The sequence below is a fragment of the Lysobacter sp. F6437 genome (assembly GCF_052547215.1).
The window spans coordinates 1,491,222-1,504,556 of the sequence record NZ_JBQWRB010000001.1 but is presented as its reverse complement, the minus strand read 5'-3'; the positions used below and the strand labels follow the sequence as shown (position 1 = coordinate 1,504,556).

Annotated in this window: 13 protein-coding genes; 10 read left to right on the top strand and 3 right to left on the bottom strand. The window is 63.9% G+C overall.

Annotation, left to right across the window (positions count from 1 at the left end; translation table 11 throughout):
- Nucleotides 1–44: 44 nt before the first annotated feature.
- Nucleotides 45–983 carry an FAD-binding protein gene (locus ACT9F5_RS07020; RefSeq protein ID WP_445119169.1) on the bottom strand — a complete coding sequence of 313 codons (939 nt, stop codon included), beginning with the start codon at nt 981–983 and terminating at the stop codon, nt 45–47.
- Nucleotides 983–1,735 carry an electron transfer flavoprotein subunit beta/FixA family protein gene (locus ACT9F5_RS07015; RefSeq protein ID WP_445119168.1) on the bottom strand — a complete coding sequence of 251 codons (753 nt, stop codon included), beginning with the start codon at nt 1,733–1,735 and terminating at the stop codon, nt 983–985. The genes ACT9F5_RS07020 and ACT9F5_RS07015 overlap by 1 nt, the downstream gene beginning before the upstream one ends.
- Before the next feature lie 130 nt (nt 1,736–1,865).
- Between ACT9F5_RS07015 and ACT9F5_RS07010 the strand changes: the two genes are divergently transcribed.
- The 5 genes from ACT9F5_RS07010 to ACT9F5_RS06990 are packed head-to-tail and all read left to right on the top strand — an operon-like array spanning nt 1,866 to nt 5,987.
- On the top strand, nt 1,866–3,284 hold the full coding sequence (locus ACT9F5_RS07010; protein ID WP_445119167.1) for a mannose-1-phosphate guanylyltransferase/mannose-6-phosphate isomerase: 1,419 nt from the start codon (nt 1,866–1,868) through the stop codon (nt 3,282–3,284).
- Nucleotides 3,285–3,314: 30 nt separating this feature from the next.
- Nucleotides 3,315–4,244 carry a DapH/DapD/GlmU-related protein gene (locus ACT9F5_RS07005; RefSeq protein ID WP_445119166.1) on the top strand — a complete coding sequence of 310 codons (930 nt, stop codon included), beginning with the start codon at nt 3,315–3,317 and terminating at the stop codon, nt 4,242–4,244.
- A complete protein-coding gene (locus tag ACT9F5_RS07000) occupies nt 4,234–4,788 on the top strand; it encodes a hypothetical protein (RefSeq protein WP_445119165.1) in 555 nt (184 codons plus the stop codon). Before ACT9F5_RS07005 ends, ACT9F5_RS07000 begins: the two co-directional genes overlap by 11 nt.
- Nucleotides 4,785–5,738, top strand: coding sequence for a 3-oxoacyl-[acyl-carrier-protein] synthase III C-terminal domain-containing protein (locus tag ACT9F5_RS06995; protein WP_445119164.1), 954 nt, complete (start codon nt 4,785–4,787; stop codon nt 5,736–5,738). The genes ACT9F5_RS07000 and ACT9F5_RS06995 overlap by 4 nt, the downstream gene beginning before the upstream one ends.
- Before the next feature lie 3 nt (nt 5,739–5,741).
- A complete protein-coding gene (locus ACT9F5_RS06990; RefSeq protein ID WP_445119163.1) occupies nt 5,742–5,987 on the top strand; it encodes a phosphopantetheine-binding protein in 246 nt (81 codons plus the stop codon).
- Nucleotides 5,988–6,060: 73 nt separating this feature from the next.
- On the opposite strand, the gene ACT9F5_RS06985 is transcribed toward ACT9F5_RS06990, so the two are convergent.
- A complete protein-coding gene (locus ACT9F5_RS06985) occupies nt 6,061–6,888 on the bottom strand; it encodes a methyltransferase domain-containing protein (protein WP_445119162.1) in 828 nt (275 codons plus the stop codon).
- 132 nt (nt 6,889–7,020) lie between these two features.
- Between ACT9F5_RS06985 and ACT9F5_RS06980 the strand changes: the two genes are divergently transcribed.
- The 5 genes from ACT9F5_RS06980 to cysN all read left to right on the top strand — a co-directional run bounded on the left by ACT9F5_RS06980 (nt 7,021) and on the right by cysN (nt 13,297).
- Entirely contained in the window at nt 7,021–7,767 is a 747-nt protein-coding gene (locus tag ACT9F5_RS06980; RefSeq protein ID WP_445119161.1) for a 3-oxoacid CoA-transferase subunit A, read from the top strand.
- 1 nt (nt 7,768) lies between these two features.
- Nucleotides 7,769–8,401: a 3-oxoacid CoA-transferase subunit B gene (locus ACT9F5_RS06975; protein ID WP_445119160.1), complete on the top strand. Its 633-nt coding sequence runs from the start codon at nt 7,769–7,771 to the stop codon at nt 8,399–8,401.
- 255 nt (nt 8,402–8,656) lie between these two features.
- Nucleotides 8,657–10,438: an SLC13 family permease gene (locus ACT9F5_RS06970; RefSeq protein WP_445119159.1), complete on the top strand. Its 1,782-nt coding sequence runs from the start codon at nt 8,657–8,659 to the stop codon at nt 10,436–10,438.
- A 43-nt stretch (nt 10,439–10,481) separates the two neighbouring features.
- On the top strand, nt 10,482–11,393 hold the full coding sequence (cysD, locus tag ACT9F5_RS06965) for a sulfate adenylyltransferase subunit CysD (protein WP_445119158.1): 912 nt from the start codon (nt 10,482–10,484) through the stop codon (nt 11,391–11,393).
- Entirely contained in the window at nt 11,393–13,297 is a 1,905-nt protein-coding gene (cysN, locus tag ACT9F5_RS06960; RefSeq protein WP_445119157.1) for a sulfate adenylyltransferase subunit CysN, read from the top strand. The genes cysD and cysN overlap by 1 nt, the downstream gene beginning before the upstream one ends.
- Nucleotides 13,298–13,335 lie beyond the last annotated feature (38 nt).

Here is a 13,335-nt window from a genome sequence, read left to right as displayed (position 1 = left end):
TCCGGCAGTCCATACCCGTGCCTGGGGCTATCGTGGTCATGGATTCAGAGCGCCGCTTCCAGTTCCGGCAGTACGCTGAACAAATCTCCGACCAGCCCGATGTCCGCGATCTCGAATATCGCCGCGTCGGCGTCCTTGTTGATGGCGACGATCGTCCCCGCGTCCTTGATGCCGGTCAGGTGCTGGATGGCGCCGCTGATGCCGATCGCGACGTACAGTTCGGGGGCGATGATCTTGCCCGTCTGGCCGACCTGCATCTCGTTCGGGCAATAACCGGCGTCGACCGCCGCGCGCGAGGCGCCAACCGCGGCACCGAGCTTGTCGGCGAAGTCGTAGATGATCTTGAAATTCTCGGCCGAGCCCACGCCGCGTCCCCCGGAGACCACGCGCTTGGCGCTTTGCAAGTCGGGGCGATCGGATTCACCAGCGGCGAGACCGATGTAGCGGGTGTGACTCGGTAGTTCCGCGTCGACGCTGGCGGCTTCCACGGTGGCACTTCCACCCTTGGCCGCTTCCGACCACGAGGCGGTCCGCACGGTAGCGACCACGGTCTGGCCTGCCGGCGCCTCGACAGTGATGATCGCGTTGCCCGCATAAATCGGGCGCTTGAACACGTGACCGGATTCGACCGCCATCACGTCCGACACCTGCGCCACGCCGAGCAGGGCGGCGACGCAAGGCATCAGGTCCTTGCCGAACGTGGTCGACGGGCCGAACACGTGGCTGTAGCCCTCGGCCAGCTTCGCGACCTGCGGCGCCAGTACCTGTGCAATGGCCTGCGCGTTGGCATCATTGGCGACGCTCAATACCTTGGCGACACTGTTGATCTGCGCTGCTTCGGCGGCGACCGCGGACGGATCGGCGGCGAACACGGCAACGTCGATCGCGTCCGGCGACAGCGCCTGCGCGGCGGTCACGCACTTGGCGGTGGAGGCGTTGAGCTTGCCGTCGAGGTGTTCGGCGATGATCAGTACCTTGCCCATTACAGGAGCCCCTTCTGCTTGAGTGCGGCGACCAGTTCGGCCGCATCCTTCACCATCACGCCCTTGCTGCGCTTCGGCGGCGGCGCGTAGGCGGTCGTCTTCAGGCCTTCGCCGGCTTCCACGCCGAGGTCGCCGAACGGGATCGACTCCATCGGCTTGCTCTTGGCCTTCATGATGTCGGGCAGCTTGATGAAGCGTGGCTCGTTGAGGCGCAGGTCGGTGGTGACGACGGCCGGCAGGTCGACTTCCAGCGTCTCCAGACCGGCATCGACCTCGCGGGTCACGGTGGCCTTGCCGTCGGCAACGTCCAGCTTGGACGCGAACGTCGCCTGCGGCCGGCCCCAGATCGTGGCCAGCATCTGGCCGGTCTGGTTGGCGTCGTCGTCGATCGCCTGCTTGCCGAGGATCACCAGGTCCGGCTGCTCCTTCTCGATCAGCTTCAGGAAGGTGCGCGCGGCGGTCAGTGGCTGCACGTCCTGGCCGGCCTCGGTGACGACGTGGACGGCGCGATTGGCCCCCATCGCCAGGCCGTTGCGCAGGTGCGCCTGGGCGTCGGCCGGGGCGATCGTGGCGACCACGACCTCGGTGGCGATGCCCTTGTCGCGCAGGCGCAGGGCTTCTTCGAGGGCGATTTCGTCAAACGGGTTGGCCGACAGCTTGACGCCGTCGGTGACCACGCCGGAGCCGTCCGGCTTGACCTGGATGCGGACATTGAAGTCCACCACGCGCTTGTAGCCGACGAGGATCTTCATCGTTTGCGGGGTCCTTTGGATAGGTGCGCGGCCGTGGGGGCCGATGACCGGCCATTCTAGCGGAGCGGCCCGGGGCCCGCATGACCGGGCGCGCGTCGGCTATTCTTGCGGCACCCGCGAACGAAGAGGTTTGGCCATGCTGCATCCGGTGGTACTCAGTGGCGGTAGCGGGACCCGGTTATGGCCGCTGTCGCGCCAGAACCAGCCCAAGCAATTCCTGGCGCTGGTCGGCGAGCGGTCGCTGTACCAGGAGACCATCCTCCGGGCCAATGCGTTGCCGGGCGCGCAGCCGCCGGTGACGGTGTGCAGTGACGACCACCGGTTCATGGTCGGTGAGCAGTTGCAGGCGATCGACGTGGGCAGCGGCGGCATCGTGCTCGAGCCGATGGCGCGCAACACCGCACCGGCGATCGCACTGGCGGCGCTGCACGTGCTGGAATCCGACCCCGAAGCGACGATGCTGGTGATGCCGGCCGATCACCTGATCGAGGACGAGGCGGCGTTCCAGGCGGCGGTGGCGACAGCCCGGGGCCTTGGCAGCGAAGACTGGCTGGTGGCGTTCGGGATCAAGCCCGATTACGCAGAGACGGGTTACGGTTACATCCTGCGCGGCGCCGCGCTGGGCGAGGGTGGCTACCGGATCGAGCGCTTCGTCGAGAAGCCCGACCTCGCCACCGCCGAGAAGTACCTGGCCGAGGGCAACTATGCCTGGAACTCGGGCATGTTCCTGTTCGGCGCGCGGAAATATCTGGACGAGCTGGGTCGGCACGCCCCGGAGATCCTCGCGGCAGCCCGCGCGGCCCATGCTGCAGCCTCGTCGGACCTGGATTTCATCCGGGTAGACGCCGATGCCTTCGCCGCCAGCCCCAGCGACTCCATCGACTACGCAGTGATGGAGAAGACCGGCCGCGCCGCGGTGGTGCCGGTCAGCTGCGGCTGGAGCGACATCGGTTCGTGGACGTCGCTATGGGCGGTCGCCGAGCACGATGCCGACGGCAACCGCAACGAAGGCGACGTGATCTCGATCGATACCCATGACAGCCTGATCAAGGCGTCTGACCGGCGCATGATCGCCACCATCGGTGTCGACGACCTGGTCATCATCGATACCCCCGATGCGACGCTGGTCGCGCGCAAGGACCGGGTGCAGGACGTCAAGGCCGTGGTCGACGCGCTCAAGGCCGCCGGTCGTAACGAACACTTGTTTCATCGCAAGGTCTACCGGCCGTGGGGCAGCTACGATTCCATCGGCGTCGGCGAGCGTTTCCAGGTCAAGCGCATCGTGGTCAAGCCCGGCGCGGCCCTGAGCCTGCAGAAGCACGCGCACCGCGCCGAACACTGGGTGGTGGTGTCCGGCGTGGCCGAGGTGACCTGCGATGACCGGGTGTTCGACCTGCACGAGAACGAGAGCACCTTCATCCCGCTGGGCAGCGTGCACCGGTTGCGCAACCATGGCACCGAGCCGGTGGAACTGATCGAAGTGCAATCGGGCAGTTATCTAGGCGAGGATGACATCGTGCGGTTGGAGGATGTTTATGGTCGGTCGTGAATGGCATCGGCCGGTGCTTGGGAGCGATTGATGTCCAGTTGGTCGACACCGCTGGCTCGGTTGCTTGAGCAGGTTTCCGTTGCCTTCGGGATTTCCGAGATACGCGATCCGGAGGTGCTGGGGTTAGCACGTCAGACCGGTTTCGTATGGACCGCCCAGGCCGGAATTGTGTGCCTGGCGATGAACCGCGAGTACCTCGCAACAGCCCGGGACAACCCGGATGTGGTTGCGATCATCCTGCCGCCGGCCCTGGCCGGCCGTGAAACGGTCGCTGGCAAGGCGCTGATCGCTTGCGAGAAGGCCGATCAGCTTTATCACCACCTGCATCTGGGCCAGGTGGTCGAACCGCAGGTCGACGCAAGAGAGGTCGACGTCACCGCATTTATCGATGCTTCCGCGGTACTACGCGGTGATGTCCGGGTCGGCCCCGGCGCTCACATCGGCCCACGGGTGGTGATCAATGGTCCGGTCGAAATCGGCCGCGATGTCCGGGTCGATGCGGGCGCGGTCGTTGGGTGCGAAGGTTTGTATGCCAAGACCATTCTTGGTGTGCGTCAGCATGTCCCGCATTTTGGCGGCGTGTCGATCGGTGAAGGTGCGTTCATCCATGCCGGTGCCGTGATCGTACGCTCGGCGGTTCGGGGAGAAGCCACCCGTATCGGCAAGGACGCCCACATCGGCATCCTCAGCAACATCGGCCATGACGTGCAGGTGGGCGAGGCCGCCACCGTGTCCAGCAACGTGGTCATTGCGGGACGGGCTACGGTCGGAGCACGGGCCTGGATTGGCGCGTCGGCCACGGTGTCCAACATGGTTGTGGTTGGTGAAGGGTCGGAAGTCCGGCTCGGAGCAGTGGTGATCCAGGATGTGCCAGCCAAAGGCGATGTGTCGGGAAATTTTGCCTTGCCACATGGCAGGAACATGAAACGCTTTCTTAAGGAAAACCGCGATGAACCTTGATCGAGATCTGCCTTTTCGGGGCGCTCGGAATTATTTGCAAAGCGCGACATTATTCGACGACATACTGCTGGTTCGTGGCGATGACGTGAAGTCGGTTGATTTCAAGTTCAACAAGAAGACGGTGCGGCAAGTTCGTTATCAATCCGTACCGCCCGAGAACGAATCAGCCTCGGTTGCGGTCTGGCGGGACAGCGAAGCGACTGTCTTCGTCGTAGAGCGTGATCAAGAAATCGTCGAATCCGTTCCGTATGACGAAGAAGCCCTGGTTGACCGGTTCGTGTTTACTCCGGATGGCGTCGAGGTGCCCTCCGAGATAGGGGAATACACCGTGATGGAGGCGATTGTCGCTGGGTTCAAAGCAATATTGCACCGGACTGTGGTGACCCATAAGCCTAAAGTCGTATTCGTGCGCGCCCGGTTTTCGGAACTGCCGGAGCTTCCAGTGGAAGTTCGTTACACCCGCCGAATAGGGGAGTTTTATCAGGGCGAGATTTGCACGAATGGGAAAAATCTGGGGCAGATATTTTTTGGTGAGTGGAAATGATCGGCATAAAGGCGATCGGCAGTTATATTGCTTCCAATCGGGTTTCGAACATCGCGCGCAAGCAGGATGCCGGCAAGGACGAGGCATTCATCCGTGACAAGATCGGCTTCGAATCGCTCGCCAAGCGCGATGCTGGCCAGGAAACCTCGGACTTGTGCGTGGCCGCCCACGAGGCGCTCAAGGCCCAGCCCGCGTTCGACGGCAGTGCAATAGACTGCCTGATCGTTTGCACTCAAAATCCGGATGCACATGGCCTGCCGCACACCTCGGCGGTTGTGCATCGCAAACTCGGACTTGGCCACGACGTTGCATGTTTCGACATCTCGCTGGGATGCTCTGGCTACGTCTACGGACTGTCCATGATCACCGCGTTCATGGCGGCCAACAGCCTGCGCTCGGGCCTGCTGTTCACCGCCGATCCCTATTCCAAGATCATCGACCAGCAAGACTGGGATACCGAGCTGCTGTTTGGCGATGCGGCGACGGTGACCTGGCTAGGTGAAGAGCCTGTCTATCGTTGCCGGCCCGCCATGTTCGGAACGGACGGGTCGCTGGGCCACTCGATCTCGGTGGCGGAGCGCGGCGGCCGACTCAAAATGCTTGGCAGCAATGTGTTCAAGTTCAGCATGACCGAGGTGCCGGCGCAGATCCAGCGCTACCTGGAAAGGGAGGGGTTGTCGCAGGACGACATCGACTTGTTCCTGCTGCACCAAGGCAGCCGGTTTATCGTTGACAATCTCGCGCGCAAGCTGGGCCTGCCGCCGGAGAAGGCGCCGTTCGAGGCCGGGCAGACCGGTAATACGGTGTCTTCGTCCCTGCCGCTGCTACTTGAAAATCGGCTGTCGTCTCCCCCGGCGCGCATCCTGCTTAGTGGCTTTGGCGTAGGGCTGTCGTGGGCCACAATGGCGCTCGAATCACTCATCGATACACACAACACGACCCGAGGCTAGAACATGGTTGACAAAGACGAGTTCCGAGCGGCAGTGATCGAAGGCATCAAGCGCGTCAAAAACATGGATTCGGTGACCATCGCCGATGACGAGCAGTTCACCGATGCGGGACTGGACTCACTCGACAGCATGAACCTGGTGTTGGAAGTCGAGGCGATCACCGGGCTCAACTTTGGAGAGTTCGACCTCAATGACGCCAACACCATCAACGAGTTCTACGCCAAGGCCGAAGAACTGCAGGCGGGTTAGTTACCAACCAGCACTTGGAAGCCCTTTTTGCTTGCCGCAACGTGTCTCCGGCGCGCCATGGCGGCGCGTGCGGTCAGTCGATCCGCGAGGCCGCGACAATCGCACTGGCGCCGTAGTGAAGCGACTGGTCGGCGGCGATGGCGCGAGCTTCGCCATCAAGCAGCTTCGACAGCAGTCGCGCGGAGGGACCGTTGCCGGAGCCGTGCTCGGCCTTCGCGGAGAGCACGCCGCCGCGACCCAAGCCCAGTCGGTGTGGCAGTGCCCGCAGCAGGAATTGCGGCAGGACCAGCGGACGAAAGAAATAGCTGATGTAGTCAACCGAGAACAGCCCCGCCAGCAACTTTTGGAGACTGGTGAGATCGTGGCGGCGATAGTGGCCGGCGCGTTCGTCCGCTCCCGACCATAGCCACTGATGACACGGGACCGTCAGATACAGCTTGCCCCCGGGGGCTAGCAGCGGTGTGATCGATTCCAGGAATTGCCGGTCCGCATCGATGTGCTCGATCACGTCGAACATACCGATCGCGCCGAAACTGCCGGGCAGGAAACCAGCTTCTTCGACCGTTGCGCAGACGACGTGGGAAAGCCCACGATGTAGCCGGGCATTGCGCGCGCCGAGTTGCCCCGGCTCCAGTAGCAACACCTCGTTGCCGTCTGCCGCCAGACCCTGTGAAACGTAGCCGTTGCCACCGCCCAGGTCCAGCATCAGCCCGGAGTATTGGTGGTTGGCGACCACGGAGGCAATGCAGCGGTTGCGGTGCCTGAACCAGAATGATGAGTCCTCCACCTGATAGCAGTCCGCATGGCCTGTCTCGGAATAGGACACCGCCCGCGACCCAGGGGAAAAATAGATGCCGTCCTCGCCGAGGCGCAAGCCGGAGCTGAACTGCTCGATCTTCATTCCGGCTCCGGTCGGCGGTGTTCGGGAATTATAGGCAATGCGCCACCCCGTATCCGCGATTGGTTCGACCGCAGGGCAGCTCACGGTAGACTTGGGCGTCCGCAAAGCATACCCCCGCAAAGGAGTTGGCCCATGGCCCAGACCAGCGTCGCCTCGCCCGCCACCGGCGAAGTGAAGAGCAAGCTCTATCCAGACGCCAAGGCGGCGCTCGAAGGCGTCGTCGCCGACAACCAGACCCTCGCGGTCGGCGGCTTCGGCCTGTGCGGCATCCCCGAGGCGCTGATCGCCGCGTTGCGCGATTCCGGCGTCAAGGGCCTGACCGCGATCTCCAACAACGCCGGCGTTGACGGATTTGGCCTCGGCCAGCTGCTGGGAACCCGCCAGATCAGGAAGATGATTTCGTCCTACGTCGGCGAGAACAAGGAGTTCGAGCGGCAGTTCCTCGCCGGTGAGCTCGAGCTCGAGTTCAATCCGCAAGGCACCCTCGCCGAGCGCCTGCGCGCCGGCGGCGCAGGCATCCCGGCGTTCTTCACCGCGACCGGCTACGGCACCGTAGTCGCCGAGGGCAAGGAGACCCGCGAGATCGACGGCCGCCACTACGTGCTGGAAACCGCGCTGGTCGCGGACGTTTCGCTGGTCAAGGCATGGAAGGCCGACAAGGCCGGCAATCTGCTGTTCCGCAAGACCGCGCGCAACTTCAACCCGGCCTGCGCGATGGCTGGCAAGGTCTGCATCGTCGAGGTCGAGGAGGTCGTCGAGACCGGTGCGATCGACCCCGACCACGTCCATCTGCCCGGCATCTACGTCGATCGCATCGTGCACAACCCGACCCCCGAGAAACGCATCGAGCAGCGCACCGTGCGCCAAGGAGGCAATTGAAATGGCCTGGACCCGCGAGCAGATGGCGCAACGCGCCGCGCAGGAACTCACCGACGGCGCCTACGTCAACCTCGGCATCGGCCTGCCGACGCTGGTGGCCAACTACATTCCCGATGGCGTCGACGTATGGTTGCAGTCCGAGAACGGCCTGCTCGGCATCGGCCCGTTCCCGACCGAGGGCGAGATCGATGCCGACCTGATCAACGCGGGCAAGCAGACCGTCACCGCACGCGAGGGCGCCAGCTATTTCGGCAGCCATGACAGTTTCGCGATGATCCGTGGCGGCCACATCGATCTGGCGATCCTCGGTGGCATGGAGGTCACCGACAAGGGCGATCTGGCCAACTGGATGGTGCCGGGCAAGATGGTCAAGGGCATGGGGGGGGCGATGGACCTGGTCGCCGGGGTCAAGCGGGTGGTGGTGCTGATGGAGCACACCACCAAGCACGGCGAGCCGAAGATCCTGCCGGAGTGCACGTTGCCGTTGACGGGTGTGGGTGTGGTCAGCCGGATCATCACTGACCTGGCGGTGTTGGACGTGACCGACGCGGGACTCAAGCTCGTGGAGCTGGCCCCGATCGTGTCCGAAGAGGAACTGCGTGCGAAAACCGGCTGCGGGATCATCGACGGCTGACCCGGCTCCCGGATGCCGGAGCGTGGGCGGGAGCCCCGGGCTTCCCACATGCAGTGTGGCCACCGGAGTGCCCCTGGAAGTCGGTCCTTCATGGCAAGGCGGCGCCGCACCAAGTGGCCAGGCGGGATCCGCTGAGCCTGGCGTGGGTGTGGGGGTCAATCCTGCGCGCAAGGCGGTTGCGCCCGGCGCGAGGGGCACGGTCTACTTCACGCGGAAGGACGAATTGCCGTCCCGCTGAGGGGCGGTTTCATCCAGATGACAGGCGCGCTCGAATGGCAAGGCTGGTTCACCATCGCCGTCGTCCTGGCGACGCTGACGCTGCTGCTGTGGGAGCGATTCAGTCCCGACCGCGTCCTTGCCGCAGCTGCCCTCGCGCTTTTGCTGAGCGGGGTGCTTGGTCCCGGCGAAGCCCTGGCTGGCTTCTGGAACCCGGGGGTGCTGACGGTCGCGTTGTTATTCGTGCTTGTCGCTGCGCTCAAGACCACCGGCGCGATTCGCTGGATTGGCGATTGGATCCTAGGCAGGCCCCGGGGCGAGATCGCCGCGCAGGCACGGATGATCGGGTTCTCGGCACCCTTGAGTGCCTTCATCAACAACACGCCCATCGTGGCGATGCTGACGTCCGCGGTCGAGAGCTGGAGCCGTCGCAGCGGCGTTCCACCGTCAAAGCTGCTGATGCCGATGAACTACGCCACGATCCTGGGAGGGATGTGCACGCTGGTCGGTACCAGCACCAACCTGATCGTCGCCGGGCTCGTGCTCCAGGCGGGCCTGCCCGCGTTGCATATGTTCACGCCGCTGGGCGTCGGCGTCGTGGCGGCGACTGCGGGCGTCACCTACCTCCTGACCCTGGGGCGCTGGCTCCTGCCGACGCGCCGCTCGGCGATGCAGCAGGCCGTGGCGGATACCCGGGAGTATGCGATGGAGATGCTGGTCGAACCCGAGGCAGGCATCGCGGGCAGGACGATCGACCAGGCGGGTTTGCGGCACCTCGCGGGCTCCTACCTGATCGAGCTGGTGCGCGATGGCCGCGTTCATGCGGTCGTGGGCCCGGATACGCAATTGCGCGCCGGGGATCGGCTCGTATTCGTAGGGGCAGGTGATGCTCTGCGCGAGTTGCGCAGCCTTGGTGGATTGAGGCTGGCGACGGACCAGGTCTTCAAGGTCGATGACGCAGGTGGGCAGCGCCGCCTGGTGGAGGTGGTCTTGTCCCGCTTCTGTCCGGCGGTTGGAGGAACGCTGGTCGAATCGGGCTTCAGGTCGCGGTACAACGCTGCCGTGATAGCAATTTCCCGGCACGGCCAGCGGCTGCACCAGAAGCCCGGCGACGTGGTGTTGCAGCCGGGTGACACCTTGCTGATGGAAACCGACAATGGATTCCTGAAGCGCCATGGTGGCTCGCCTGATTTCCTCGTTGCCAGTGACATCGATGGGGCGGCACCGGTCGACAGGCGCGGGGCGGTGACGGTGCTTGCCCTCATCGGCCTGATGGTCGCGGCCAACACGATAGTTGGACTCGACATTCTGGTTTCAGCGATGGCGGCTGCCGCCATGGCGATTGCCGCGCGCTGCGTCAGCCTGGCCGAGCTGCGTCGTAGTTTCGACCTTCGGCTGATCGTGGTCATCGCCTGTTCCTTCGCACTGGGCGCTGCCATGGACAAGAGCGGGGTCGCCGCGGTTGTGGCCACCGGGCTGGGTGCGTGGGCCAATGCCGACCCTTACCTGACCTTGGTACTGGTGTACGTGGCATCGGTGATCGCGACCGAGATACTGACCAACAACGCCGCGGCGGTCCTGATGTTCCCGATCGGACTCTCAGCGGCGCAGCAACTTGGAGTTGAACCCATGCCGTTCGTGATCGCGATCATGATGGGTGCATCCGCCGGGTTCATGACGCCGATCGGTTACCAGACCAACCTCATGATCTACGGGCCGGGGGGGTATCGCTTTTCGGATTACCTGAAGGTAGGTGCCCCTTTGTCCCTGGTCGTGGGAACCGCGGTATTGTGGGCGATTCCAAGAATGTGGCCCTTTTAATGGCGTTGTCGGCCCTTTGTTTCAACAAGGATCCTGTTCCCCCATGCTGGATAAAAAAGTCCTATCCCATCTCGACCGACTCGAAGCCGAGAGCATCCACATCCTGCGCGAGGTCGCCGCCGGCTTTCAGAATCCGGTGATGATGTACTCGGTCGGCAAGGACAGTTCGGTCTTGCTGCACCTTCTGGTCAAGGCATTCCATCCAGCCAGACCGCCGATCCCGATGCTGCACGTGGACACCGGCTGGAAGTTCGGCGAGATGATCGCGTTCCGCAACCAGCGCGCCCGCGAAACCGGCGTGGAGCTGCGCACCCACACCAACGCCGAGGGCGTGGCCCAGGGTATCGGCCCGATCAGCCACGGTGCCACCGTGCATACGGACGTGATGAAGACCCAGAGCCTGAAGCAGGCGCTGGACAAATGGGGCTTCGATGCCGCGATCGGCGGCGCTCGCCGCGACGAGGAAAAATCGCGCGCCAAGGAACGCATCTTCAGCTTCCGCAACGACCAGCATCGTTGGGATCCAAAGAACCAGCGCCCGGAGTTGTGGAACCTCTACAACACGCGCACCCACAAGGGCGAGTCGGTCCGAGTGTTTCCCATCTCCAACTGGACCGAACTCGACGTTTGGCTCTACATCTTCCGCGAGAACATCCCGGTGCCATCGCTGTACTTCGCCAAGGAGCGGCCGGTCGTCGAACGCGACGGCGCACTGATCATGGTCGATGACGATCGTCTGCCGCTGCGCGATGGCGAGACGCCGTTGATGAAGAAAGTACGCTTCCGCACGTTGGGCTGCTATCCCCTGACCGGTGCGATCGAGTCGGATGCTGAAACGCTGGAGGCGATCATCGCCGAAATGCTGGTTGCCACCACCTCCGAACGCCAGGGGCGCGTCATCGACCAGGATCCTTCCGCATCGATGGAGAAGAAGAAGCAGGAGGGCTATTTCTGATGAGCCAAGGCACCGTTTCCGCAGCCGATTCGCGCGACACCGTCGCCGCCTACCTGCAGCAGCACGAGACCAAGGGGCTGCTGCGCTTCATCACTTGCGGCAGCGTCGATGACGGCAAGAGCACACTGATAGGTCGCCTGCTGCACGACACCAAGTTGCTGCTGGACGACCAGTTGTCCGCGCTGGAATCTGACAGCCGTCGGCATGGCACGCAAGGCGAGGATATCGATTTCGCGTTGCTGGTCGACGGTCTGTCCGCCGAGCGCGAGCAGGGCATCACCATCGATGTCGCGTACCGGTTCTTTGGCACGGACAAGCGCAAGTTCATCGTCGCCGACTGCCCCGGCCACGAGCAGTACACGCGCAACATGGTCACCGGCGCATCCACCGCCGACCTGGCCATCGTGCTCGTCGATGCGCGCAAGGGCCTGCTGACGCAGACCCATCGGCACAGCTACATCGTCTCGCTGCTGGGCATACGCCACGTGGTGCTGGCGGTCAACAAGATGGACCTGGTCGACTACGACCCGAAGATATTCGACGACATCGTCGCCGGATATCGCGAGCTCGCCGGCCAGCTCGGGATCTCCGAGGTCACCTGCATCCCGTTGTCGGCACTGAAGGGCGACAACATGCTGGAAGCCTCGCCCAATACGCCGTGGTACGACGGCCCCAGCCTGCTGCAGCACCTGGAGACCGTGGACGCCAGTCGCGAGGCCGGTGCCAGTGGCTTCCGCCTGCCAGTGCAATGGGTCAACCGCCCCAACCAGGATTTCCGCGGCTTTTCAGGCACGGTCGTGGCCGCGCCGGCGGCGGTCGGCGAGGAGATCGTGGTGGTGCCATCCGGGCAGCGCTCGAAGATCACCCGCATCGTCACCGCCGACGGCGACCTGCAGTGTGCCGTCCCCGGCCAGGCAGTCACCTTCACCCTGGCCGACGAGATCGACGCCAGCCGCGGCGACGTGATCGCTGCCGCCAGCAATCCAGCCGAAGCCGCCGACCAGTTCGCTGCGCACCTGATCTGGATGGGCGACCAGCCGTTGCTGCCAGGGCGTCCCTACTGGTTGAAGATCGGTACCCGCACCGTCGGCGCCCAGATCACCGAAATCAAGCACAAGATCGATGTCAACACCCAGGACGAACTCGCCGCCAAGTCGCTGGAACTGAACGAGGTCGCATACTGCAATCTCTATCTGGACCAGCCGGTCGCGTTCGAGAAGTACGCCGACAACCGTGACCTCGGCGCGTTCATCCTGATCGACCGCCAAAGCAACGGCACCGTCGCGGCCGGCACCATCGAATTTGCACTGCGCCGCGCGGGCAACATCCATTGGCAGCACGTCGACGTCGACAAATCGGCACGCGCCCGCATCAAGCACCAGACGCCCAGGTGCCTGTGGTTCACCGGCTTGTCGGGCTCGGGCAAATCCACCATTGCCAACCTGGTCGAGAAGCGCCTGCTGGCGATGGGCCATCATACTTACATCCTCGATGGCGACAACGTCCGCCACGGCCTCAACAAGGACCTGGGTTTCACTGACGAGGACCGGGTGGAGAATATCCGGCGGGTTGCCGAGGTGGCGAAGCTGATGGTCGATGCCGGCCTGGTCGTGTTGGTGAGCTTCATCTCGCCGTTCCGCGCCGAGCGGCGGATGGCGCGGGAGATGTTCGCCACCGGCGAGTTCATCGAAGTGTTCGTGGATACACCGTTGGAGGTTGCCGAGGAGCGCGACGTCAAGGGACTGTATGCCAAGGCCCGCGCGGGCACGCTGAGGAACTTCACCGGCATCGATTCGCCGTATGAGCGCCCGGAACATCCCGAAATAGTCATGGAGACGACGAAGCTGGATGCCGACATCCTCGCCCACCAGTTGGTCGACAAGATCCTCGACGGGCGCGGTTGATGCCATCGTTTACCTGCGTCGCCCAGCAATCGGATTCC

Excerpts from the sequence above, each read along its gene's own strand:
- ACT9F5_RS07020 (WP_445119169.1), bottom strand. The coding sequence starts at position 983 with ATGGGCAAGGTACTGATCATCGCCGAACACCTCGACGGCAAGCTCAAC.
- ACT9F5_RS07015 (WP_445119168.1), bottom strand. The coding sequence starts at position 1,735 with ATGAAGATCCTCGTCGGCTACAAGCGCGTGGTGGACTTCAATGTCCGC.
- ACT9F5_RS07005 (WP_445119166.1), top strand. The coding sequence starts at position 3,315 with ATGTCCAGTTGGTCGACACCGCTGGCTCGGTTGCTTGAGCAGGTTTCC.
- ACT9F5_RS07000 (WP_445119165.1), top strand. The coding sequence starts at position 4,234 with ATGAACCTTGATCGAGATCTGCCTTTTCGGGGCGCTCGGAATTATTTG.
- ACT9F5_RS06995 (WP_445119164.1), top strand. The coding sequence starts at position 4,785 with ATGATCGGCATAAAGGCGATCGGCAGTTATATTGCTTCCAATCGGGTT.
- ACT9F5_RS06990 (WP_445119163.1), top strand. The coding sequence starts at position 5,742 with ATGGTTGACAAAGACGAGTTCCGAGCGGCAGTGATCGAAGGCATCAAG.
- ACT9F5_RS06985 (WP_445119162.1), bottom strand. The coding sequence starts at position 6,888 with ATGAAGATCGAGCAGTTCAGCTCCGGCTTGCGCCTCGGCGAGGACGGC.
- ACT9F5_RS06980 (WP_445119161.1), top strand. The coding sequence starts at position 7,021 with ATGGCCCAGACCAGCGTCGCCTCGCCCGCCACCGGCGAAGTGAAGAGC.
- ACT9F5_RS06975 (WP_445119160.1), top strand. The coding sequence starts at position 7,769 with ATGGCCTGGACCCGCGAGCAGATGGCGCAACGCGCCGCGCAGGAACTC.
- ACT9F5_RS06970 (WP_445119159.1), top strand. The coding sequence starts at position 8,657 with ATGACAGGCGCGCTCGAATGGCAAGGCTGGTTCACCATCGCCGTCGTC.
- cysD (WP_445119158.1), top strand. The coding sequence starts at position 10,482 with ATGCTGGATAAAAAAGTCCTATCCCATCTCGACCGACTCGAAGCCGAG.
- cysN (WP_445119157.1), top strand. The coding sequence starts at position 11,393 with ATGAGCCAAGGCACCGTTTCCGCAGCCGATTCGCGCGACACCGTCGCC.